The organism is Cronobacter condimenti 1330, assembly GCF_001277255.1.
GTDB classification, from domain to species: domain Bacteria; phylum Pseudomonadota; class Gammaproteobacteria; order Enterobacterales; family Enterobacteriaceae; genus Cronobacter; species Cronobacter condimenti.
The window spans coordinates 2808444-2830075 of record NZ_CP012264.1 but is presented as its reverse complement, the minus strand read 5'-3'; the positions used below and the strand labels follow the sequence as shown (position 1 = coordinate 2830075).

Below are 21632 nucleotides of genomic sequence, written 5' to 3'. Positions count from 1 at the left end.
TGGGGTACGCGCAATGCCATTCACCTTAGGATTATCACACCGCTTACTTCTTCTTCTGCAATTCCAGCATCTGTTCGGGCGTGACGGCCGGGTAGCCCTGCGCGTCGTCGGGGACTTCATGAAGCGCCGGGATAGGCACCAGCGGGCCCAGGAAGCGTGGTTCACGCTTAAAGATATAGAGATCGGCGAGCGCGCCAAGCCGTGCGCCAAACTCACGCACGCGTACCGATAACATATTCTTCGGCGATGGCACGGCGTAACACTGCGCCTGGATGCCCATATGCAGCGCGATAAAAAGCGCCCGCTCGCAATGGAAGCGTTGGGTAATGATGATGAAATCGTTGGTATCAAACACGCGACGGGTGCGCACAATAGAATCAAGCGTGCGGAAGCCAGCGTAATCAAGCACGATATCAGCCGGATCGACCCCGGCGGCAATCAAGTCTTTACGCATCGTCATCGGCTCGTTGTAACTCTGCTGCGCGTTATCACCGCTCAGCAGCAGATAATTCACTTTGCCGCTGTTATAGGCATTAAGCGCGCCCTGGATGCGATAGCGGTAATACTGATTGATGACGCCGGTGCGGTAATATTTGGCGGTGCCGAGCACCACGCCGACCTGACGCCAGGGTAAATCCTGCAATTCGTCATAGACATAGGGCGCAGTTTTCCAGCTTATCCAGCGGTCGAGCAGCAACGCCGTTAACAGCAGTACGCCAATCAGGGCCAGCAGGCTGTATAACAAACGCTTTAACATTCAGGCGGCTCGAAGCAATAAGGAAAGAGACTCAAGGCTACTTTACCCGCCGGGCAAGAGCAAGAATCGAACGTCCGGTTGAAGCAATTTTCATCACTGCGGGCAGGGCGCCCGCAGTGATGCATCAGGCAAGCGTAATAAACTCAAGATCAGCGAAGCCCAGCACGTTAAGCGTAGCGGCAGTGGCGTCGCGTTGAACAATCGTTGCCTCGTGGCGTTCGGCGAGCACGGCGCGTGCAATGTCGTGCCAGCCGTAGCCGGTTAAACTCAGCAGATTCAGCGCCGCCTGCAGGGGCGGCAGAGAGGGGTTAAACGCGGCGTTTTCGGCATAGCTGCCGGTAAACACGGCCCCGTCGCGGGTTTCAAGGGCAAGCCCGGAAGGTGACTGGCTGTAAGGCGCATGGCTGCGGTTGGCCGCAGCGATAGCTGCCTGGGTCAGCGCGTCGCCCTGTAGCGCGTAGCCGTGGTTTTCCGCATCGAAAATCAGCGTTTTGATATCCAGATCGCGTGGACCAAAGGCATCCGGCAGGTAATCGCTAAGCTGTGATGGCGCGCGGCCAGGCAGATTGATGCGAAGCGTCAGCCCGCTGTTTAGTTCATTCATAAACTGGCGGCAGTGGCCGCACGGCGTGTAGTTGACGGTAATCGCCGCAAGGCCCGTTTCGCCGCGCATCCACGCATGGGTAATCGCGCTCTGTTCGGCATGAACCGTCTGCTGCATCGCCGCGCCGCGAAACTCCATATTAGCGCCGAAATACAGGCTGCCGCTCAAGCCGCGCGCAACCGCGCCGACGTTAAAATGGGAGATCTCGGTCTGTGCGCAGGCTGCTGCCAGCGGCAGTAATGCAAAGGCCAGCGCATCCTCATCGAGGCCGCTCAGACGACGAATGTCGGCGGCCTGTTCAGCGCTGAACATCGCCGGAAAATGGGTATCGGCAAGCAGCGGAGCCAGAGCGGCTTGCAGCGCAGCCGGCAGCTGTGCAAAGGCAGATTCAAAACGTGGGTGCATGGCAAAGCCTCAAATAAGTAACCGGAACCGTAGTTTACGGCGCTATCGGGGCTTTATATGTGATTTAACTCTCACTGGCTATGCAACAAATGAAATTTAAAAAGAAAATGCGCGACGTATCGCAAGTTTTAGCGCCACAGTGCGAGAATCATGGGAAAAAGGAACGGTGCCAAAAGCGAGGTGATAATCCCGCAAATCACCAGCGCCAGAGAACTGAACGCGCCTTCCTGATAGTCAAGCTCAGCACAGCGCGCGGTACCGAGCGCATGCGAGGCAGTCCCCATCGCCAGCCCGCGCGCCGATTTTGTCTTAATGCGCATCAGGTTCAGCAGCGCATGACCGAAAACGGCGCCGAGAATGCCGACAAAAATCACGCACACCGCACTAATGGCCGGAATGCCGCCAAGGCTTCCGCCCACTGCCATCGCGATAGGCGTAGTCACCGATTTTGGCAACACGGAAGCCGCGATTTCCGGGCTCGCGCCCATCAGCAGCGCAACTGACGTGCCGGTCACCATCGCCACCACGCTGCTTGCAAAACAGATAGTAATAATTGACTTCCAGCGCGCGCGGATCTGATGAAGCTGTTCATAGAGCGGGAACGCCAGCGCCACTACGGCAGGCTGCAGCAGGTCATTTAAAATTCGGCTGCCCTGAAAATAGCGCTCATAGGGAATATGGGTCAGCATCAGAAACGGGATCAGCACCACCATGCAGACCAGAAGCGGGTTCAGCAGGGGGCTTTTCAGGCGTGCGGCCAGTTTGCGGGCCGCAAAAAACACCAGCAACGTGAGCGGCAGCGACCACCAGATATTCTGAATCATTCCTTGCGGCTCCTTTTCTGGCCCACCACTTTACGTTCGCCATGCGCCAGATGCGTACTCCAGCTCACCACCATAAACACCACCAGCGTACTGATAAAACAGGAAACGACGACCGGCCCGAACTGCGCCTGCAGCACGTCGAAATATTGCATTACGCCAATGCCTACCGGCACAAAAAGCAGCGCCATATAGCGGATCAATAAATGACAGGCGGGCTGCACCCATTTCGCCGGGAGAATTTGAAACGCCAGCAGCAAAAAGAGGATCAGCATGCCAATGATGCTGCCGGGGATCGTAATCGGCAGCAGCGACGCGAGCGCGATGCCTGCGTAAAGACAGGCGTAAATCAAAATAAAAGCGCGTACCAGTTGCCAGAGAGAAGTCAGCATTGTGCTCATAGGGAGTAACCTTTAACCGAACGCATTCATCATACAATTAAATCTAAAACTGTGCTACCGATCACATGTGCCTAATCAGCATACCTAAACTTTCGGGCTGACGCTGCTTTCCCGTTGGGCCTGACGCGCCACGCTGTACGCGGCAGCTCAACGCACAGCGGCCGGGAGCCAACATTGCAGTTTTACGCGCTGACGCTCGCCGGTGCATTCCCTTCGCAGTGGCAAGGCGCTACCATAGCGCCTCTTTTTTTTGCGGGTAGCGTTATGCGTGTTTTACTGGCGCCGATGGAAGGCGTGCTTGATTCTCTGGTGCGTGAATTGCTCACCGAGGTGAATGATTACGATCTCTGCATCACCGAATTTCTGCGCGTGGTGGATAGCCTGCTGCCGGTGAAATCGTTTTATAAACTCTGCCCGGAGTTGCATCACAACAGCCGTACGCCTTCCGGTACGCGAGTACGGGTGCAATTGCTCGGCCAGCATCCGCAATGGCTTGCGGAAAACGCCGCCCGCGCGGTGGCGCTGGGCTCCTGGGGGGTTGATCTTAATTGCGGCTGCCCGTCAAAACTGGTGAATGGGAGCGGCGGCGGCGCCACACTGTTAAAAGACCCTGATCTTATCTATCGCGGCGCGAAGGCGATGCGCGAAGCGGTGCCCGCGCATCTGCCGGTTACCGTAAAAATCCGGCTTGGCTGGGACAGCGGCGCACAGCGCTTTGAAATTGCTGATGCTGTACAACAGGCGGGTGCGACAGAGCTGGTAGTGCACGGACGCACCAAAGAAGATGGTTATAAAGCGGAGCGTATTAACTGGGCGGCTATCGGCGAAATTCACGAGCGGCTTTCCATCCCGGTTATCGCCAACGGTGAGATCTGGGACTACGCCAGCGCGCAGGCCTGCATGGCGCAGACCGGCTGCGATGCGATTATGATCGGGCGCGGCGCGCTTAATGTGCCGAATTTAAGCCGCGTCATTAAAGAGAATGCGCCGCGTATGCCCTGGCCTGAGGTCGTCATGCTGCTGCAAAAATATACACGGCTTGAAAAACAGGGCGACACAGGCATGTACCATGTGGCGCGCATCAAGCAGTGGCTCGGCTACTTGCGTAAAGAATATGCCGAGGCGACAGCGCTCTTTAGCGAAATTCGCGCGCTGAACACCTCAGCCGCCATCGCTGAGGCTATCAACCGCCACTGATTTCACCCCAGATTTGCCACCTGCGTATGAATGAAATCGCGCAGCCACATCAGCGCCGGATCGCTGTTATGCCGCTGATGCCATAACAGCGCTACCTCAAACGGCGGCACCTCCAGCGGAGTGGGACTTGCAGAAAGCCCCCATGCCGTTTGCCACATGTCGCAAAGCCCGGCGGGCACCGTTGCGAGTGCGGGCATCTGCATCAGTAACCCTGGCAGCCCTGCGAAATGCGGTGTGGTGTAGCTAATCGTCCGGCTCTCGCCCCTGCGCGCCAGCAGTGTATCTATCAGGCTGCTGGTCGCCTCCCGGTAGGTCACCATCAGGTGCGGTTCGCGCGTGTAATCGCTAAGCGTCAGTGGGATGCTTAGCGCAAGCTGCGACGGGTGCCAGAGCGTCACGAAAGGCATATGCACCAGCACCTCGCGCTCCTGCCAGCGCGGGCCTGGCGCCGCCACGCTTATCGCCATGTCCAGCTCGCCTTCTTCCAGTCGGCGCGCGTCGCTAAACGGCGAACTCGCCACCACGTTGAGACGAAGACCGGGGGCTGCATGACGCAGCGCAGGGATAAGCGTCGGCATCAGCCACATTTCCACCCAGTCGGTCATACCGAGCGTTATCGTCGCGCTCGCCTGCCGCGGATGAAACTCGGCCTGCTGAAACAGCGCCGACTGTAGCTGTTCCAGGAGCGGCATCAGTTCAGCGTGCAGGGCGACGGCGCGCGCGGTCGGCTGCATACGGTGGCCGCTGCGAATAAAGAGCGGATCATCAAACATATCGCGCAGGCGAGAGAGCGCACCGCTCACCGCGGGCTGGCCCAGGTGCAGTTTATCGGCGGCGAGCGACACACTCTGCTCGCGAAACAGCACCGCAAAGGCGATAAGCAAATTCAGGTCGATTTTCCGGAAATCGTTTTCTTTGATAGTCATTATGGCTCCAATCAATTGGAGTGATAGTAGTCACGGTTAGATACTTCAGCAAGATAAATCACCTGGAGAATACCGATGAAAACCGCTGCAACCTTACTTGCACTTTTTACCGTCGCGCTGGCCGCCCCGGCCTTAGCTAAGCCTGTGCCCGTTAACGCTGCGCAGGCGCCAGGCTATTACCGTATGATGCTGGGCGACTGGCAGATAACGGCGGTGTCAGATGGCACCGTGACCATTCCCGCCGATAAACTCTTAACGCGTATTACGCCTGATAACCTCAACGCGCGCCTTGCCGATGACGCGCTGACGCCGCAGGTGGAAACCTCCATCAACACCTATGTCATCAACACCGGCGACAAACTGATTCTGGTGGATACGGGCGCAGGCCCGCTCCTGGGCAACGCTGGCGGGCATCTGCCGGAAAACCTGCGTGCCGCGGGTATCGCGCCGGAAAGCATCGACACTGTGCTGTTGACTCATGTGCATGGCGACCACTCGGGCGGCGTTCAGCACGACGGCAAACCGGTTTTTCCTGGTGCGACCGTGCGGGTAGACCAGCGCGATGTTGATTTTTGGCTCAATCCGTCACGGCAATACGAAGTCGAAGCGAGCCAGCGCAAAACGTTTGCGGAATCTGAACGCTCGCTGCGCCCGGTCATTGACGCTGGCAAACTGCAAACGTTCCACGCGCCCGTACAGATCCAGCCGGGGATTGAGGCGCTGCCCGCACCGGGCCATACGCCCGGCAGCGTTATCTATAAAATTACGCGCGGCGGCGAGACGCTGCTTATCTGGGGCGACATTATCCACGTGAAGGCGGTGCAGATGGCGCAGCCGGATGTGGCGATACATTTCGATGTGAATCAGGACGGTGCGGTGGCCACGCGCGCGCAGACGTTAAAAATGGCGGCGCAAAGCAACGCCTGGGTGGGGGCAGCGCATATTGCATTTCCGGGGATCGGCAAAGTGAAAGCGCAGGGAGACGGATATCGCTGGGTGCCGGTTAACTACAGCAGTCACGGCGCGAAATAAATAAGGAAATGGGCGCCGCGGACAGGCGGCGCCCGTACATCAGAAGATCATTTTAAAGACGCCCGTCACCACTAACAGCCCAATCAGAAAAATAATCAGTACCGCCCAAAGAATAATTTTCATCGCCACTCCTTATTGTCTTTGCGGGATCTCGTTGATCCATGAAGGTAATTATCAGTATAGAAGCTCCTGCAAAGGCGACAGAAAAAAGTGCAAATGACGTAACGCCGCGCACCGGCGCTGAATTTTCAGGCCTCGCTATACTTAACGCTTTAACGCAACCACCGGAGGCACCATGAGTTCTGCAAACAAAGTGGCCATCGTCACGGCGTCAGATTCTGGCATCGGCAAGAAGTGTGCGGTTTACCTGGCAAAACTTGGGTTTGATATCGGCATCACCTGGCATAGCGATGATAACGGCGCAAAAGAGACAGCCCGGGAAGTGGAAAGCCTGGGACGGCGCGCCGAGCTTATTCAGCTCGACCTGAGCCATCTGCCGGATGGCGCGAACGCCATTCAGACGCTTATTGACCGCTTCGGGCGTATCGACGCGCTGGTGAATAATGCCGGGGCAATGATCAAAGCGCCGTTTCTGGAGATGACGTTTGACGAGTGGCGTAGCATCCAGACGGTGGATGTCGACGGCGCATTTCTTTGCTCGCAGATTGCCGCAAAAGCGATGGTGAAGCAGGGGCAGGGCGGGCGTATCGTCAATATTACTTCGGTGCATGAGCACACGCCGCTGCCGGAGGCGAGCGCTTACACCACCGCTAAACATGCGCTGGGCGGGTTAACCAAATCGATGGCGCTGGAGCTGGTGGAGCACAACATTCTGGTGAATGCCGTAGCGCCAGGCGCTATCGCGACGCCAATGAACGACATGAAGGAAGGCGACGCGAAGCCCGGCTCGATGCCCAATATTCCGATGGCGCGGCCTGGCGAAACTGATGAGATAGCGAGCATCGTCGCGTGGCTCTGCTCAGAAGGCGCCACTTATACCACCGGGCAGTCGTTTATCATTGATGGCGGTTTTACACTCGTGAATCCGCAGTTTAAAGCGCAGTCTTAATCCTCTCTGCTGCTGCGTTTTCGCCACAGCCAGCGCAGCAGCAGCACAATCCCCACCGCCAGCAATACCCAGACCAGATGCTTAAGATGATGATCGAGACGATGCAGCCACGGCTCAATTACCTGGCCGCCAAGGTAGCCGAGCGTCGTAAACAGCGTGGCCCACACCAGCGCACCGAGGATATTAAGCGGCAGAAAGAGCTTAGGCGGAATATGGCTCGCGCCGATAAGCAGCGGCCCAATAATGCGAAAGCCGTACATAAAACGTGTGCCAATGACAAACCACGCCGGATGACGCTGGATAAGCGCCTGCGCGCGGGTGATTTGCTTTTGCTTGCGGGAAAAGCGCCCGAGCGCGCGCGTGCCGAAGCGACGGCCTACCAGGTAGAGTACCTGGTCGCCAATCATGCCGCCAAGCGCCACCACCAGCACTACCAGAGGATAGCGCAGCAGCCCCTGATGTGCCGCCACACCGCCCAGCAGCGTGACCGTCTCCCCTTCAGCCAGACTGCCAAATAACAGTGTCAGATAACCGTACTGCTCAATCAGGTTATTGATATCCATAAATGCCAAATGCTCCCGTTTTCATGGCCCATCTTCGCGCCGTGCGCGAAACTCAAAGTATAACGCCCTGCGCCCGCCTTGCGCGCGCAACGGTGCGACTGTTTTTGTGTTGTTTACTTTTTAATCACAAAGGCTGAATTATACTTAAAAGCACCCGTTCCGGGCGGTCTGTATCAGGGGGCTTTATGAACCATGTCTGGGGGCTTTTGTCCCATCCCTTGCGTGAAATGCAGGTGATTCGCCGCGAAAATGAAACCGTGTCGCATCACTATACCCACCACGTTCTTATCATGGCGGCCATACCGGTGTTGTGTGCGTTTATCGGCACGACGCAGATTGGCTGGGATTTCGGCGACGGCAACGTCGTCAGGCTGTCGCTCTTTACCGGCTTTTATCTCGCGGTCCTGTTCTATGGCCTGATGCTGGCAGGCGTTGCGATAATGGGACGAGTTATCTCCTGGATGGCGCGCGACTACCCGCATCGCCCGTCACTCGCAAGCTGTATGGTATTTGCAGGCTATGTGGCTACACCGCTTTTTTTAAGCGGTATTGTGGCGCTCTACCCGCTGGTGTGGCTATGCGCGCTGGTCGGCACGCTGGCGCTGCTCTATACCGGGTATCTGTTGTATATCGGCATTCCCGCGTTTTTGAATATTAATCAGGAAGAAGGGCTGCGGTTTTCCGGCTCGACTTTGGCCATTGGGGTCCTGCTGCTGGAAGTGTTGCTGGCGCTGACCGTCCTGCTCTGGGGCTATGGTTATCGCTTGTTCTGATCCTTACTGCCGGTGTAAAAACCGGCGGTGCTGCGGGTCGCGCTGAATCTCCTGTAGCGGGGAATGCGACGGCCGGAGTATTATGCCCGGGCCAGCCATCAAGAGTTATTTCCATTGGTGGCGGTGCGTTTGATTACGCGCGTGAATTATTTTCCGAACTTTCGCCATGCCGACAAAAATTCGTCTTTCCCTGTTAAGTCTTGCGCTGATGCTGGCCGCGCCACTTTCCACCCCGGCGCTTGCCGCCACGAAAACCGCCGCGCCGCTGGTGTCTGCCGCTGAGCCGCAAATCGCCTCCGGCAGCGCCATGATAGTTGACCTGCGCACTAACGAAGTGTTGTTTTCAAGCCATCCCGATCTGGTGCGACCCATCGCCTCGATAACCAAAGTGATGACGGCGATGGTTGTGCTTGATGCTCGTTTGCCGCTTGATGAAATACTGACGGTGGATATCAGCCATACGCCGGAGATGAAAGGGATCTATTCGCGGGTGCGGTTAAACAGCCAAATCAGCCGCAAAAATATGCTGCTGCTGGCGCTGATGTCATCGGAGAACCGCGCGGCGGCAAGCCTTGCGCATCACTACCCGGGTGGCTATGACGCCTTTATCCGCGCGATGAATGCGAAAGCAAAAGCGCTTGGCATGCGTAACACGCAATTCGTGGAGCCGACGGGCCTGTCGATTCACAACGTTTCTACCGCGCGCGACCTGACAAAGCTGCTGATTGCCACCAAACAATATCCGCTGATTGGGCAGCTCAGCACGACGCGGGAAGAGATGGCAACGTTCGCGAACCCGGCGTATACGCTGCCGTTTCGCAATACTAACCATCTGGTCTATCGCGATAACTGGAACATTCAGCTGACGAAAACCGGCTTTACCAACGCGGCGGGACACTGTCTGATGATGCGCACGCTGATTAAAAACCGCCCGGTGTCGCTGGTGGTCATGGACGCGTTTGGCAAATATACGCATTTTGCTGACGCCAGCCGTCTGCGTACCTGGCTTGAAACCGGCAAGGCGCAACCGGTGCCTGAAGCGGCGCTGAGTTATAAACGGCAGAAAGCGGCGCAAATGGCGAACAACAGCGCCGAATAAGTTATTCCGGCAGCGTCCAGTCTCCCTGGTTGAGCGGACGCTGCATAATCAACGTGTCGCGCCACCCGCCAAATTTAAACCCCACGCTTCGTAAATTTCCCACGACTTCAAACCCCAGCAGCCGGTGCAGTCGCGTCGAGCCGCGGTTATTTTCGCCATCGCCAATGACCGCCATCATCTGCCGCCACGGGCCTTGCTCGCAGCGCTCGATAAGCGCCTGCAACAGACGGCTGCCGATACCGCGCCCGACCATGCTGGCGTCGATATAAATAGATTCTTCAAGGGTGTAACGATAGGCAGGGCGCGGACGCCAGGGTGAGGCGTAACTGTAGCCGACGACGATGCCGTCAAGCTCCGCCACCAGCCACGGCAGGCTCTGATCCGTCACGGTGGTCACGCGTGCGGTCATCTCCGCGAGGGTGGGGGTCGTTTCTTCAAATGAGGCGCGTCCATGCTCGACATGCCAGCCGTAAATGGCGCGGATAGCCTCGATATCTCCCGGCGTGACATCACGAATCGCGGCTTTCGACGCCGTGAGATTTTCCACAACAGCCATTCCTGTATCCTCTGAAAACATGCCGCGGGAGGACCCTGCGGCATGAAGGATATAGTATGCCTGTGCTCAAAAAGAAAACAGCCTGCCAGAATCAGCGGGCCTGGTGGGCGCCTGGCGTTTGTGCGATCCCATCGGCTTCTCCCCAGTATTTCTGCTTCGAGGTTTTGCCGATACCGGGGTTCATGCTGTTGGTCGGATCGTTGGCCTTATAAAATTGTTTTAAGCTCTCTGGCGCTTCATAGAGGTGCCCAACGTTGTGTTCCGCCGGGTATTGCGCGCCGCGCGCGCGCAGCAGTTCCAGCATAGCTTCTTTGAGCGCATGAACGTCCACCCCTTTTTTGACGATGTAATCCTGGTGGAAAACATGGCAGAAGAAATGGCCGTAATAGAGCTTATGCACAAGCTTACTGTCGATCTCCGGCGGCAGATGCTCGAACCACTCGGTGTCGTTACGTCGCAGCGCGATATCCAGCGCCAGAATATCCTCGACCTCGTCTGCGTGTACCGCGTGATAACGCACCGCTGCCCCTGCCGCCGCAAAGCGGTGCAGAAACGCTTTGCTGCCTTCTTCTGCCGTACAGGCAAAAAAATCGCCTTCGGCGTCTTTAAAGAAGCTGGTCAGCCAGCCGCGCGCCTCTTCTATCCCGTCTCCTGCCATTTTCAGCAGCAGATGATGCTCATATTTATCGCGCCAGCTTTTCATGCGCGGCGGCAGGTGGCCCGGAAAGAGCCCGCCGAGCTTCTGCATGACGCGGTCAGTAAAGTGCGGTTTAACAAACGGCACTTTCTCAAGCCATGCGTCGGTGCGGCCTTTGGCGGTAAAGAAGAACGGCATTTTGTCGGTGCCGAGCTTATTGATCATCAGGAAGGTGTCTTTCCCGTAACGCTCGGCGATGTCGTAGATATCGCGGTGCATATACTCGCCCGCGACCGGCAGGCTTTTAAAATTCGCCAGAATATGGCGGCGGATATGCGTCAGCACATCAGGCTGGTTGGTGCCGATATAAAAGACTTCCTGACTTTTCTCAGCCTCGAACGTATCGAGGCGCACCGCGAACACCGCGAGCTTGCCCGCGCAGCCGGAGGCTTCGAACAGGCGCTCGGGGTTGGCGTTATAGCGCGCCGGGCTGTCCGCCTCGATGTCGCGCACCCGCTCAATGTAATGGCGGTCAGATGCCTGACGTTCGTCGTGGCGCACGGCGGTGGGGTCAATGCGGTCATCGTCAAGGCGACCCAGGATCTGCTCCGGCGTCTGGCCGAGATCGATGCCCAGATGGTTGACCAGACGCAGTCGCCCTGCGTCGTCAATCTGCGCGAACAGCGCCATTTCGGTATAGGCCGGTCCGCGGTGCACCAGCGCGCCGCCGGAGTTATTGCAGATACCGCCCATCACGGACGCGCCGATGCAGGAGGAGCCAATCACTGAGTGCGGTTCGCGACCGAGCGGCTTTAAGGCGTGCTCCAGTTGCCAGAGCGTGGTGCCAGGGTAGGCGAGGATCTGCTCGCCATTATCCAGCAGATGCAGCTTATCAAGGCGCAGCGTGCTGATAATAATGATGTCGCGATCGTAGTCATTGCCATTCGGCGTTGAGCCTTCCGTCAGGCCGGTATTAGCCGCCTGCATCAGAATAATTTTGTCGGCGGCAACGCAAACTTCCAGAACGCGCCATAATTCCAGCAGCGTACCGGGAAAGACGACGGCTAATGCCTCGCCCTGGCCTGAGCGAAACCCTTTACGGTAGCGGGCCGTTTTGGCCGGGTCGGTGAGAAGGTGGTTAGTGCCGGTAATGCGGGTCAGTTCCGCGATAACCTCATGGTTAGCGGAGGTTGGTGTCAGGGTCATGTTCCACTCCTTGTGGCAGAGAAAAACGCACGTCTCTAAGCATAGCCGTGAATTTCGCGACGAGTCCGAAAAGGTTGAAAAATCAGCGTATAAACTTGCGTTTGGCTTCTTCCCTGCTAAGGCTTATGGCACACTGCACACCTTATATCTGTTGTGGCGGCACCCTTGCGGCTGCGTCTAAAAGAGAGTTAATCCTATGAAATGGCTTTGTTCTGTGGGTATGGCCGTGAGCCTTGCGCTGCAACCGGCCCTGGCGTCTGAACAGTTCGGCGATCATCCGCTGACGCCCGAAGCGCGGGATGCGTTCGTGACCGATTTACTCAAAAAAATGACGGTCGATGAAAAAATTGGCCAGCTGCGCCTGATAAGCGTGGGGCCGGACAACCCGAAAGAAGCGATTCGGGAGATGATCAAAGAAGGTCAGGTCGGTGCCATTTTTAACACCGTGACTCGCCCGGATATCCGCACGATGCAGGATCAGGTGATGCAGTTAAGCCGCCTGAAAATTCCTCTGTTTTTCGCCTATGACGTGCTGCACGGGCAGCGCACTATTTTCCCGAACAGCCTGGGGCTGGCGTCCTCGTTTAACCTCGACGCCGTGAAAACCGTGGGCCGCATTTCTGCCTATGAAGCCGCCGACGATGGCCTGAACATGACCTGGGCGCCGATGGTGGACGTCACGCGCGATCCGCGCTGGGGCCGCGGCTCTGAAGGATTCGGCGAAGATACTTACCTCACCAGCATGATGGGCAAAACGATGGTGGAATCCATGCAGGGTAAAAGCCCCGCGGACCGCTATTCAGTCATGACCAGCGTGAAACACTTTGCGGCCTATGGCGCCGTGGAAGGCGGTAAAGAGTACAACACCGTTGATATGAGCTCCCAGCGCCTGTTCAACGACTACATGCCGCCGTATAAAGAGGCGCTTGATGCGGGCAGCGGCGGGGTGATGATTGCGCTCAACTCCCTGAACGGTACGCCTGCGGCCTCTGATAGCTGGTTACTAAAAGATCTGCTGCGCGGCGAGTGGGGCTTTAAAGGCATCACTATCTCTGACCACGGGGCTATTAAAGAGCTGATTAAGCACGGTACGGCCTCCGGCCCGGAAGACGCGGTGCGGGTGGCTATTAAGTCCGGCGTGGATATGAGCATGGCGGATGAGTACTACAGCAAATATCTGCCGGATCTTATTAAGAATGGCAGCGTCACGATGGCAGAACTCGACGACGCCACGCGCCACGTTCTGAACGTCAAATATGATATGGGGCTGTTTAACGATCCCTACAGCCATCTGGGGCCGAAAGATTCTGATCCGCAAGACACTAACGCCGAAAGCCGTCTGCATCGCGATGACGCCCGTAAAGTGGCGCGCGAAAGTCTGGTGCTGTTGAAAAACCGCCTCGATACGCTGCCTTTGAAAAAATCAGGCACCATCGCGGTGGTCGGGCCGCTGGCTGACAGCAAACGCGACATGATGGGCAGCTGGTCTGCCGCGGGCGTTGCTGACCAGTCCATCACGCTGCTGCAGGGCATGAAAAACGTCGCGGGCGACAAGGCGAAAATCCTCTACGCCAAAGGCGCGAACGTGACGGACGATAAAGGCATTGTCGACTTCCTGAACCTCTACGAGCCGGCGGTGGTGGTGGATAAACGCACGCCGAAGGAGATGATCGACGAGGCGGTTAACGTCGCGAAACAGTCTGATGTGGTGGTCGCTGTTGTCGGCGAAGCGCAGGGCATGGCTCATGAGGCTTCCAGCCGTACCGATCTGACCATTCCGCAGAGCCAGCGTGACCTGATAAGCGCGCTGAAAGCGACCGGTAAACCGCTGGTACTGGTGTTAATGAACGGTCGCCCGCTGGCGCTGGTTAAAGAGAACCAGCAGGCGGACGCCATTCTGGAAACCTGGTTTGCGGGCACAGAAGGCGGTAACGCCATCGCTGATGTGCTGTTTGGCGATTACAATCCGTCGGGCAAACTGCCGATTTCCTTCCCGCGCTCGGTCGGGCAGCTCCCGGTGTATTACAGCCATCTCAACACGGGCCGTCCGTACAACCCGGAAAAACCGAACAAATACACTTCGCGCTACTTTGATGAAGCCAATGGCCCGCTCTATCCGTTCGGGTATGGTCTGAGCTACACCACGTTCAGCGTCTCCGACGTGAAGCTCTCGTCACCCACCATGAAGCGCGACGGTAAAGTAACCGCCAGCGTCACGGTGACCAACACCGGTAAACGTGAAGGCGCGACGGCGGTGCAGATGTATCTTCAGGACGTCACGGCGTCCATGAGCCGCCCGGTAAAACAGCTGCGCGGCTTTGAGAAAATCACCCTGAAGCCTGGCGAAAGCCAGACCGTCAGCTTCCCGATTGACGTCGATGCGCTGAAATTCTGGAACCAGCGCATGAAATATGACGCGGAGCCGGGCAAGTTCAACGTCTTTATCGGGCTGGACTCCGCCCGTGTGAAACAAGGCGAATTCGAACTGCTGTAAACCTCGTTAAGGGCCGGACAACCGGCCCTTTTTTTCGCCTCGTCTGGCAAAAAATGCCATTTCCCGTCTTTTCTCTCCCTCCCTCACGTTTATCAACTACGCTTTTCTCTTAAGCCCTTAGCGAAGCGGATAAAAGAGGAAAATCATGAAGCTAAAACTCTGGAGCGCGGCAGGTCTGTTGCTGCTGGCGGCAGGTGCACAGGCGGCCGAGCCGGTGAAGGTGGGGTCGAAAATTGACACCGAAGGCGCGCTGCTGGGCAATATCATTTTGCAGGTGCTGGAAAGCCACGGCGTGAAAACCGTCAATAAAATACAGCTTGGCACCACACCGGTGGTGCGCGGCGCGATCACCGCCGGCGAGCTGGACATCTACCCGGAATACACTGGCAACGGGGCGTTTTTCTTTAAACAGGAGAACGATCCGGCGTGGAAAAACGCGCAGCAGGGCTATGAGAAAGTCAAAAAGCTCGACGCCGAACAGAACAAACTCATCTGGCTGACGCCGGCGGCGGCAAACAACACCTGGACCATCGCGGTGCGCCAGGATCTGGCGCAGAAAAACACGCTCATCTCGCTTGCCGATCTCAGCCGGTACCTGAAAGAGGGCGGGCAGTTTAAGCTTGCCGCTTCGGCGGAGTTTATCGAACGCCCGGACGCGCTGCCCGCGTTTGAAAAAGCCTATGGCTTTAAATTAAACCAGAATCAGATGTTGTCGCTCGCAGGCGGCGACACGGCGGTAACCATCAAAGCGGCGGCGCAGCAGACCTCCGGCGTTAACGCGGCGATGGCCTACGGCACCGACGGCCCGGTGGCGGCGCTCGGCCTGCAAACGCTCACCGATCCGAAAGGCGTGCAGCCGGTGTATGCGCCTGCGCCTGTCGTGCGCGAGGCTGTGCTTAAGGCTTACCCGGAGATGCCGCAGTGGTTCGAGCCGGTCTTTAACGCGCTGGATGAGAAAACGCTCCAGGAGCTCAACGGCCAGATTGCGGTCGAGGGGCTGGATGCCGGTAAAGTGGCATCGCAATGGCTCAAAGAAAAAGGACTGGTGAAATAGCGCGCCCTGCGCTTGCCTGCGGGATACGTTTTGTCGATTAAATGCCAAAACCGGGTCCTGGTGCTGCTGGCGGCGCTGCTCGCCGCCGCGGCCCTGTTGCCCTTTTTAAATCACGCGCCGAACCGGCTGGTCTCCGGCGCACCGCTCGGTCTTAATGAGCTTTTCCCGGCCATCGCGCCCGCGCTCTGGGCGCTGCCGCTATTACTTTGTCTGTTTGCCTGCGTGCCGGGAAAACCCGGTGCGCTGCTGGTGCTGGTTGCCGTAGAGGCGCTGTTTATTGTGCTGCTGTACGTGGCCGGCGAAGAGGCGAGACGGCTTGCGCAAGCGGGCAGTCGGCTTGCGCGCACGTCACCTGGCAGCGGGCTGTGGCTGATGCTCGCGGTCGCGCTCCTTGGCGCAAGCGATGCCATTAGCAGGCTGACGCGCCGTCCGCTCTGGCGCTGGCTGTTGCAGGCGCAAATCTGGATAGCGCCGCTGTGGCTGCTGCTTGACGGGCACTTCGATACGTTGTCATTGCTAAAAGAGTACGCCAACCGCCAGACGGTGTTTGATGACGCCACGGCGCGCCACCTGACGCTGCTGTTCGGTACGCTTGCGCCCGCGCTGGCTATCGGTATGCCGCTCGGCATTCTTTGCTACCGCCATCCGCGCTGGCAGCCAGGGCTGTTTGCCGCACTCAATATTATTCAGACGGTGCCCTCTGTGGCGCTGTTCGGTCTGTTAATGGCGCCGCTCGCAGGGCTGGCGCAGTCCTTTCCAGCGCTCGGCGCCATTGGCGTCTCCGGGACCGGGCTTGCGCCCGCTTTAATTGCGCTCACGCTCTACGCGCTATTGCCGCTGGTGCGCGGCGTGGTGGCAGGCCTCGGTCAGGTGCCTGCGCCAGTACTGGAGAGCGCGAAAGGAATGGGGATGTCGGCGCGCCAGCGCTTCTGGCATGTCGAGGCGCCGCTGGCGTTGCCGGTCTGGCTGCGTAGCCTGCGGGTGGTGGCGGTGCAGACGGTGGGCATGGCGGTAGTCGCCGCGCTTATCGGCGCGGGTGGCTTCGGCGCGCTGGTGTTTCAGGGGTTGCTTAGCAGCGCGCTTGATTTGGTCCTCCTCGGCGTTATCCCTGTGGTGGCGCTGGCGGTCGTGCTGGACGCGCTGTTTACGCTTGCGATCGGGGCGCTGGAGGCGAAACGAGATGATTGAATTTCAACAGGTCAGCAAATTTTATGAGGGCGGCGCGGCGGTCAAGGATCTCAGCCTGACGTTTGCGGAAGGCGCCTTTTCGGTGCTTATCGGCACCTCCGGCTCCGGGAAATCCACCACGCTGAAAATGATTAACCGTCTGGTGGAGCACGACGCGGGCGAAATCCGCTTTGCGGGTGAAGAGATCCGTCGCTTTTCGCCGGAGGCGCTGCGTCGGCGTATGGGCTACGCCATTCAGTCGGTCGGGCTGTTTCCGCACTGGACCGTGGCGCAAAACATCGCCACCGTGCCACAGCTACTGAAATGGCCGAAGGCGCGCATCCAGGCGCGGGTGGATGAACTGCTGGATCTGCTCGGCCTTGCGCCTGATGCGTTTCGCCGCCGCTACCCGCACCAGCTCTCCGGCGGGCAACAGCAGCGCGTCGGCGTGGCGCGGGCGCTTGCCGCCGACCCGGAGGTGTTGCTGATGGACGAGCCGTTTGGCGCGCTCGACCCGGTCACCCGCAACGCGCTGCAACAGGAGATGCGCCGTATACATCAGTTGCTCGGGCGCACCATTGTGCTGGTCACGCACGACATCGACGAGGCGCTTGGTCTGGCCCAGCATCTGGTGTTGATGGATAATGGCGAGGTTGTGCAACAAGGGGCGCCGCTCGACTTACTGACCGCGCCGCGCAACGATTTCGTGCGCGATTTCTTCGGACGCAGCGAACTTGGTGTGCGTCTGCTGTCGCTTAAACAGGTCGCGGAATTTATCGAGCCTGGCGTGGGTGAGGGCGAGCCGGTGGCGGAGACTATAACGCTGCGCGAGGCGATGTCAGTGTTTGTCGAGCGCCAGAGCGAGGCGCTGTCGGTCGTTGATGCCCAGGGCGCGCACCGTGGCGTGCTACGTTTTCGTCATCTGGTTAATCAGCGGGAGGCGCGGGGTGAGTAGACTGCGCGATCCGCTGCTCTGGCTGGCGCTTACATTTATCGCGCTGCTGTTGGCGATGCCGCACAGCGCGGGAGTGTTCCAATGGCTTTTTCCGGTGCTGTCGCGCCCGGTTTATCTTCAGGAAAGCTTTGTGGCGCTGACACTTTCCCATCTTGGCTTAGTGGCGGTCTCCGGCGCCGTATCGGTGGCCTGCGGTGTGGCTGTGGGGATTGCCGTCACGCGCCCATGGGGCCGTGAATTCCGCGCGCTTGCTGAAACGCTTGCTGCCGCCGGGCAGACCTTTCCGCCGGTGGCGGTCCTGGCTATTTGCGTGCCGGTGATGGGGTTTGGACGAGAGCCTGCGATTGTCGCGCTTATTCTCTACGGCCTGCTGCCCGTATTACAGGGCACGCTCGCCGGGCTAAGCGCGGTGCCGGAGGATGTTAAAGAGGTGGCGCGGGGCGTTGGAATGAGCCGCGGACAGATTTTACGCAAAGTCGAATTGCCGCTGGCTTTTGGCGTGATGCTGGCCGGTATCCGGACGTCGGTAATTATTAATATCGGTACCGCGACGATTGCCTCAACCGTGGGCGCCAGCACGCTTGGCACCCCGATTATCATTGGCCTGAGCGGCTTTAATACGGCGTATGTGATTCAGGGCGCGGTACTGGTGGCGCTGGCCGCAATCCTGGTAGACCGCCTTTTCGAGCGTCTTGCAAAGCTTATGAACCGGAATGCAGGATAACGGTATAACCTGCCAGCATGACGCCGCCAATACCGCCGATAGCCATCAGGACCATGCCGGTGATAAGGCTAATTCTGACTAATTTCATGCGTTGCTCCTTATGTTAACCGGATAATTATACGGTGAAGCGTGGGTGTTAATGAACCTTTAAATCAAATCCGGTTCATGGAGCGAAAAGACGGCGTGTCCTTGCTGGTGCCAGAGGGTAATCTGCTCAAGCTGACGTGAAGAGGGCGGTTCGCCGCACCACACCAGCAGCGTTTTACCTGGAAACAGTTCAGGGCGAAGCTGAACGAGCGGCTGCGCCAGCACATCGACCCGCCAGCCTTTCTGCACTGCCACCCAGGCCGCCAGCCACAGCGGCGTTGAATCCTGATTATTCCAGCCTACCACCAGCGCGTCGTTGCCCGGTTTCTTCCAGGCTGATTGCAGACAATACGCGACATAGTTAATCAGGATCCCGTCAAGCAGGCTCAGCAGCGCGTGCAGCGTGGCATGTTGTAGTTGCATGCGCCGGCGCAGTGGGGTGTAGAGATGACGCACCAGCATCTGTGCCGGATAGTCGCGCCCGAGTTCGCTTACCCAGTGACGGACCTGGCCGATATTCCCGCTGCGCAGTTTAGTCAGCAGTTCTTCCTGACGTTCGCGCCAGCCTTCCGGTTCATCTGTGCTGTCCTGGCTTAACAGGGTTTTGACTTTACTGACCTGTACGCCTTGCTCGATCCAGTGTTTGATTTCACGGATGCGGTCAATATCTGCCTCGCTGAAAAGGCGGTGGCCGCCGTCGGTGCGTACCGGTTTGATAAGACCGTAGCGCCGCTGCCAGGCGCGCAGCGTTACGGGGTTGACTTCGCAAAGATCGGCCACTTCGCCAATCGTATATAGCGCCATACTGGTTCTCTTCCTGGGATCGTACCCGTTAAATGTAGTCGGTGATGTGCGAACCGGGAAAAAGAGTTTAAGCCAGACCCGGCGGGGGTAAAAGGCGATTTAAATGTGCTGTGAGATGAGAGCCGACATGAAAAAGGGGAGACAGACATCTCCCCTTGATGAATGACGCTTATGGCGCGTCAGCGTGGTGAATTATTTCACCTGCTGACCCGGTTTCGCGCCGCTGTCCGGGCTCAGCAGGAAGATATCTTTCCCGCCAGGGCCTGCGGCCATCACCATGCCTTCGGAGATACCAAAGCGCATTTTGCGCGGCGCGAGGTTAGCCACCATCACGGTCAGACGGCCAATCAGCGCCTGCGGGTCCGGATAAGCGGAACGGATGCCGGAAAAGACATTGCGTTTTTCGCCGTCGAGATCGAGCGTCAGGCGCAGCAGCTTATCGGAACCGTCGACAAATTCAGCGTTTTCAATCAGCGCCACGCGCAGATCGATTTTCGCAAAATCATCAAACGTGATGGTTTCCTGGATAGGGTTATCCGCCAGTTCGCCGGTCGCCGGAGCGGCCGCCGCTTTCACTTCTTCTTTAGAGGCTTCCACGAGCGCGTCTACCTGTTTCATTTCAATACGGTTATAGAGGGCCTTGAAGCTATTTACTTTATGACTAAGCAGCGGGGTGTGGATGCCATCCCAGCTCAGCTCGACGTTCAGGAACGCTTCGGCGCGGGCGCACAGCTCCGGCAGCACCGGCTTAAGCCAGGTCATCAGCACGCGGAACATGTTCAGCCCCATGGTGCAGATAGCCTGCAGATCGGCATCGCGACCTTCCTGTTTTGCGACCACCCACGGCGCCTGCTCGTCAACGTAACGGTTAGCGGCATCCGCCAGCGCCATGATTTCACGAATCGCTTTGCCAAATTCACGGCTTTCCCACGCTTCGCCAATGGTGGCGGCCGCGTCGGTGAAGGTTTTGTACAGCGCCGGGTCGGCCAGTTCAGAGGCCAGTTCGCCATCGAACCGTTTGGCGATAAAGCCCGCGTTGCGCGACGCCAGGTTTACCACTTTATTGACGATGTCCGCATTCACGCGCTGCACGAAATCTTCCAGATTCAGGTCGATATCATCGATACGTGAAGAGAGTTTTGCCGCGTAGTAGTAACGCAGGCTGTCGGCATCAAAGTGGTTCAGCCAGGTGCTTGCCTTAATAAAGGTACCGCGCGATTTGGACATCTTCGCGCCGTTGACCGTCACATAACCGTGCACGAACAGGTTGGTCGGCTTGCGAAAACCGCTGCCTTCCAGCATGGCCGGCCAGAACAGGCTATGGAAATAGACGATATCTTTACCGATGAAATGATAAAGCTCGGCCTCGGAGTCTTTTTTCCAGTAGGTCTCAAAGCTTTCGTTATCGCCGCGCTTGTCGCACAGGTTTTTGAACGAGCCCATGTAGCCGATAGGCGCATCCAGCCAGACGTAGAAATATTTGCCCGGCGCATTCGGAATTTCAAAGCCGAAGTAAGGCGCATCGCGGGAGATATCCCACTGCTGCAGGCCGGATTCAAACCACTCCTGCATTTTGTTCGCCACCTGCTCCTGGAGCGCGCCGGAGCGGGTCCACGCCTGCAACATTTCGCTAAAGGACGGCAAGTCAAAGAAGAAGTGCTCAGAATCACGCATCACCGGCGTCGCGCCGGACACGACGGATTTCGGCTCGATAAGCTCCGTCGGGCTGTAGGTTGCGCCGCAGACTTCGCAGTTATCGCCGTACTGATCCGGAGATTTACATTTCGGGCAGGTGCCTTTCACGAAGCGGTCCGGCAGGAACATGCCTTTTTCCGGATCGTAAAGTTGCGAAATGGTGCGGTTTTTAATAAAGCCGTTTTCTTTAAGGCGCGTGTAAATCAGCTCCGACAGCACGCGGTTTTCGTCGCTGTGGGTCGAGTGATAATTGTCGTAGCTGATGTTGAAGCCCGCAAAATCGGTCTGATGCTCTTTGCTCATCTCGGCAATCATCTGCTCCGGCGTGATGCCAAGCTGCTGGGCTTTGAGCATGATAGGCGTGCCGTGGGCGTCGTCGGCGCAGATGAAGTTAACCTCGTGGCCGCGCATTCGCTGGTAACGGACCCAGACATCAGCCTGGATGTGCTCCAGCATATGGCCGAGGTGGATGGAGCCGTTGGCGTACGGCAGCGCGCACGTTACCAGAATTTTCTTCGCGACTTGAGTCATAGTGAGTATTACGTCTTCTGTGGCAAATGGGGCTGTCATAGTAACCGAATCAACCCGCGTTGAGTACCGCACGGC

22 protein-coding genes are annotated in these 21632 nt (G+C 57.8%); 10 read left to right on the top strand and 12 right to left on the bottom strand.

The window, feature by feature from the left end; all coding sequences use genetic code 11:
* Window positions 1-43: 43 nt before the first annotated feature.
* The 4 genes from sanA to AFK62_RS12880 all read right to left on the bottom strand — a co-directional run bounded on the left by sanA (window position 44) and on the right by AFK62_RS12880 (window position 2988).
* Window positions 44-757 (bottom strand): outer membrane permeability protein SanA, encoded by a 714-nt coding sequence (gene sanA, locus AFK62_RS12895; RefSeq protein WP_007675908.1) that lies wholly within the window; start codon window positions 755-757, stop codon window positions 44-46.
* A gap of 124 nt (window positions 758-881) precedes the next feature.
* Complete coding sequence (gene cdd / locus AFK62_RS12890) at window positions 882-1766, bottom strand: cytidine deaminase (RefSeq protein WP_007675910.1); 885 nt, start codon at window positions 1764-1766, stop codon at window positions 882-884.
* Window positions 1767-1894: 128 nt separating this feature from the next.
* Complete coding sequence (locus tag AFK62_RS12885; protein WP_007675912.1) at window positions 1895-2590, bottom strand: CidB/LrgB family autolysis modulator; 696 nt, start codon at window positions 2588-2590, stop codon at window positions 1895-1897.
* The gene (locus AFK62_RS12880) at window positions 2587-2988 is read right to left on the bottom strand and encodes a CidA/LrgA family protein (RefSeq protein WP_007675914.1); all 402 of its coding nucleotides are present in this window, start codon (window positions 2986-2988) and stop codon (window positions 2587-2589) included. The genes AFK62_RS12885 and AFK62_RS12880 overlap by 4 nt, the downstream gene beginning before the upstream one ends.
* 264 nt (window positions 2989-3252) lie before the next feature.
* Between AFK62_RS12880 and dusC the strand changes: the two genes are divergently transcribed.
* A complete protein-coding gene (dusC, locus tag AFK62_RS12875; RefSeq protein ID WP_053532117.1) occupies window positions 3253-4185 on the top strand; it encodes a tRNA dihydrouridine(16) synthase DusC in 933 nt (310 codons plus the stop codon).
* Between the two features lie 2 nt (window positions 4186-4187).
* On the opposite strand, the gene AFK62_RS12870 is transcribed toward dusC, so the two are convergent.
* Window positions 4188-5111 carry a LysR family transcriptional regulator gene (locus tag AFK62_RS12870; RefSeq protein ID WP_007675917.1) on the bottom strand — a complete coding sequence of 308 codons (924 nt, stop codon included), beginning with the start codon at window positions 5109-5111 and terminating at the stop codon, window positions 4188-4190.
* 75 nt (window positions 5112-5186) lie between these two features.
* On the opposite strand from AFK62_RS12870, the gene AFK62_RS12865 reads away from it, so the two are divergent.
* Complete coding sequence (locus AFK62_RS12865) at window positions 5187-6143, top strand: MBL fold metallo-hydrolase (RefSeq protein WP_007675918.1); 957 nt, start codon at window positions 5187-5189, stop codon at window positions 6141-6143.
* A gap of 39 nt (window positions 6144-6182) precedes the next feature.
* Here AFK62_RS12865 and yohP read toward each other — a convergent pair whose 3' ends face one another.
* The gene (gene yohP / locus AFK62_RS21340) at window positions 6183-6266 is read right to left on the bottom strand and encodes a small membrane protein YohP (RefSeq protein WP_000691708.1); all 84 of its coding nucleotides are present in this window, start codon (window positions 6264-6266) and stop codon (window positions 6183-6185) included.
* A 172-nt stretch (window positions 6267-6438) separates the two neighbouring features.
* Here yohP and AFK62_RS12860 point away from each other — a divergent pair, with 172 nt between their 5' ends.
* On the top strand, window positions 6439-7212 hold the full coding sequence (locus AFK62_RS12860) for an SDR family oxidoreductase (RefSeq protein ID WP_007675919.1): 774 nt from the start codon (window positions 6439-6441) through the stop codon (window positions 7210-7212).
* Here the strand turns inward: AFK62_RS12860 and AFK62_RS12855 are convergent.
* Window positions 7209-7775 (bottom strand): DedA family protein, encoded by a 567-nt coding sequence (locus AFK62_RS12855; protein ID WP_007675920.1) that lies wholly within the window; start codon window positions 7773-7775, stop codon window positions 7209-7211. The two genes, AFK62_RS12860 and AFK62_RS12855, sit on opposite strands and share 4 nt — an antisense overlap.
* 185 nt (window positions 7776-7960) lie before the next feature.
* Here AFK62_RS12855 and AFK62_RS12850 point away from each other — a divergent pair, with 185 nt between their 5' ends.
* Window positions 7961-8548, top strand: a complete 588-nt coding sequence (locus AFK62_RS12850; protein WP_007675921.1) for a Yip1 family protein — start codon at window positions 7961-7963, stop codon at window positions 8546-8548.
* A 166-nt stretch (window positions 8549-8714) separates the two neighbouring features.
* The gene (pbpG, locus tag AFK62_RS12845; RefSeq protein ID WP_053531955.1) at window positions 8715-9647 is read left to right on the top strand and encodes a D-alanyl-D-alanine endopeptidase; all 933 of its coding nucleotides are present in this window, start codon (window positions 8715-8717) and stop codon (window positions 9645-9647) included.
* Window position 9648: 1 nt separating this feature from the next.
* On the opposite strand, the gene AFK62_RS12840 is transcribed toward pbpG, so the two are convergent.
* Complete coding sequence (locus AFK62_RS12840; RefSeq protein ID WP_007675924.1) at window positions 9649-10203, bottom strand: GNAT family N-acetyltransferase; 555 nt, start codon at window positions 10201-10203, stop codon at window positions 9649-9651.
* A 91-nt stretch (window positions 10204-10294) separates the two neighbouring features.
* The gene (gene dld, locus AFK62_RS12835; protein WP_007675926.1) at window positions 10295-12046 is read right to left on the bottom strand and encodes a D-lactate dehydrogenase; all 1752 of its coding nucleotides are present in this window, start codon (window positions 12044-12046) and stop codon (window positions 10295-10297) included.
* Window positions 12047-12242: 196 nt separating this feature from the next.
* Between dld and bglX the strand changes: the two genes are divergently transcribed.
* The 5 genes from bglX to AFK62_RS12810 all read left to right on the top strand — a co-directional run bounded on the left by bglX (window position 12243) and on the right by AFK62_RS12810 (window position 18440).
* A complete protein-coding gene (gene bglX, locus AFK62_RS12830) occupies window positions 12243-14540 on the top strand; it encodes a beta-glucosidase BglX (RefSeq protein ID WP_032984585.1) in 2298 nt (765 codons plus the stop codon).
* Between the two features lie 145 nt (window positions 14541-14685).
* Window positions 14686-15594, top strand: coding sequence for a glycine betaine ABC transporter substrate-binding protein OsmF (osmF, locus tag AFK62_RS12825; RefSeq protein WP_007675938.1), 909 nt, complete (start codon window positions 14686-14688; stop codon window positions 15592-15594).
* Window positions 15595-15624: 30 nt separating this feature from the next.
* On the top strand, window positions 15625-16782 hold the full coding sequence (locus tag AFK62_RS12820) for an ABC transporter permease (protein WP_053531954.1): 1158 nt from the start codon (window positions 15625-15627) through the stop codon (window positions 16780-16782).
* On the top strand, window positions 16775-17716 hold the full coding sequence (locus AFK62_RS12815) for an ABC transporter ATP-binding protein (RefSeq protein ID WP_007675944.1): 942 nt from the start codon (window positions 16775-16777) through the stop codon (window positions 17714-17716). Before AFK62_RS12820 ends, AFK62_RS12815 begins: the two co-directional genes overlap by 8 nt.
* On the top strand, window positions 17709-18440 hold the full coding sequence (locus tag AFK62_RS12810) for an ABC transporter permease (RefSeq protein WP_007675949.1): 732 nt from the start codon (window positions 17709-17711) through the stop codon (window positions 18438-18440). The genes AFK62_RS12815 and AFK62_RS12810 overlap by 8 nt, the downstream gene beginning before the upstream one ends.
* Here AFK62_RS12810 and AFK62_RS21880 read toward each other — a convergent pair.
* The 3 genes from AFK62_RS21880 to metG form a co-directional block, all read right to left on the bottom strand.
* Complete coding sequence (locus AFK62_RS21880; protein ID WP_032967300.1) at window positions 18418-18528, bottom strand: protein YohO; 111 nt, start codon at window positions 18526-18528, stop codon at window positions 18418-18420. The genes AFK62_RS12810 and AFK62_RS21880 overlap by 23 nt on opposite strands.
* 59 nt (window positions 18529-18587) lie before the next feature.
* Window positions 18588-19331: a MerR family transcriptional regulator gene (locus AFK62_RS12805; RefSeq protein ID WP_007675952.1), complete on the bottom strand. Its 744-nt coding sequence runs from the start codon at window positions 19329-19331 to the stop codon at window positions 18588-18590.
* Window positions 19332-19523: 192 nt separating this feature from the next.
* Window positions 19524-21557 carry a methionine--tRNA ligase gene (gene metG, locus AFK62_RS12800; protein WP_032984586.1) on the bottom strand — a complete coding sequence of 678 codons (2034 nt, stop codon included), beginning with the start codon at window positions 21555-21557 and terminating at the stop codon, window positions 19524-19526.
* Window positions 21558-21632 lie beyond the last annotated feature (75 nt).

Bases quoted from the DNA above. Each gene is read 5' to 3' on its own strand.
- sanA (WP_007675908.1), bottom strand. From the start codon at position 757: ATGTTAAAGCGTTTGTTATACAGCCTGCTGGCCCTGATTGGCGTACTG.
- cdd (WP_007675910.1), bottom strand. From the start codon at position 1,766: ATGCACCCACGTTTTGAATCTGCCTTTGCACAGCTGCCGGCTGCGCTG.
- AFK62_RS12885 (WP_007675912.1), bottom strand. From the start codon at position 2,590: ATGATTCAGAATATCTGGTGGTCGCTGCCGCTCACGTTGCTGGTGTTT.
- AFK62_RS12880 (WP_007675914.1), bottom strand. From the start codon at position 2,988: ATGAGCACAATGCTGACTTCTCTCTGGCAACTGGTACGCGCTTTTATT.
- dusC (WP_053532117.1), top strand. From the start codon at position 3,253: ATGCGTGTTTTACTGGCGCCGATGGAAGGCGTGCTTGATTCTCTGGTG.
- AFK62_RS12870 (WP_007675917.1), bottom strand. From the start codon at position 5,111: ATGACTATCAAAGAAAACGATTTCCGGAAAATCGACCTGAATTTGCTT.
- AFK62_RS12865 (WP_007675918.1), top strand. From the start codon at position 5,187: ATGAAAACCGCTGCAACCTTACTTGCACTTTTTACCGTCGCGCTGGCC.
- yohP (WP_000691708.1), bottom strand. From the start codon at position 6,266: ATGAAAATTATTCTTTGGGCGGTACTGATTATTTTTCTGATTGGGCTG.
- AFK62_RS12860 (WP_007675919.1), top strand. From the start codon at position 6,439: ATGAGTTCTGCAAACAAAGTGGCCATCGTCACGGCGTCAGATTCTGGC.
- AFK62_RS12855 (WP_007675920.1), bottom strand. From the start codon at position 7,775: ATGGATATCAATAACCTGATTGAGCAGTACGGTTATCTGACACTGTTA.
- AFK62_RS12850 (WP_007675921.1), top strand. From the start codon at position 7,961: ATGAACCATGTCTGGGGGCTTTTGTCCCATCCCTTGCGTGAAATGCAG.
- pbpG (WP_053531955.1), top strand. From the start codon at position 8,715: ATGCCGACAAAAATTCGTCTTTCCCTGTTAAGTCTTGCGCTGATGCTG.
- AFK62_RS12840 (WP_007675924.1), bottom strand. From the start codon at position 10,203: ATGGCTGTTGTGGAAAATCTCACGGCGTCGAAAGCCGCGATTCGTGAT.
- dld (WP_007675926.1), bottom strand. From the start codon at position 12,046: ATGACCCTGACACCAACCTCCGCTAACCATGAGGTTATCGCGGAACTG.
- bglX (WP_032984585.1), top strand. From the start codon at position 12,243: ATGAAATGGCTTTGTTCTGTGGGTATGGCCGTGAGCCTTGCGCTGCAA.
- osmF (WP_007675938.1), top strand. From the start codon at position 14,686: ATGAAGCTAAAACTCTGGAGCGCGGCAGGTCTGTTGCTGCTGGCGGCA.
- AFK62_RS12815 (WP_007675944.1), top strand. From the start codon at position 16,775: ATGATTGAATTTCAACAGGTCAGCAAATTTTATGAGGGCGGCGCGGCG.
- AFK62_RS21880 (WP_032967300.1), bottom strand. From the start codon at position 18,528: ATGAAATTAGTCAGAATTAGCCTTATCACCGGCATGGTCCTGATGGCT.
- AFK62_RS12805 (WP_007675952.1), bottom strand. From the start codon at position 19,331: ATGGCGCTATATACGATTGGCGAAGTGGCCGATCTTTGCGAAGTCAAC.
- metG (WP_032984586.1), bottom strand. From the start codon at position 21,557: ATGACTCAAGTCGCGAAGAAAATTCTGGTAACGTGCGCGCTGCCGTAC.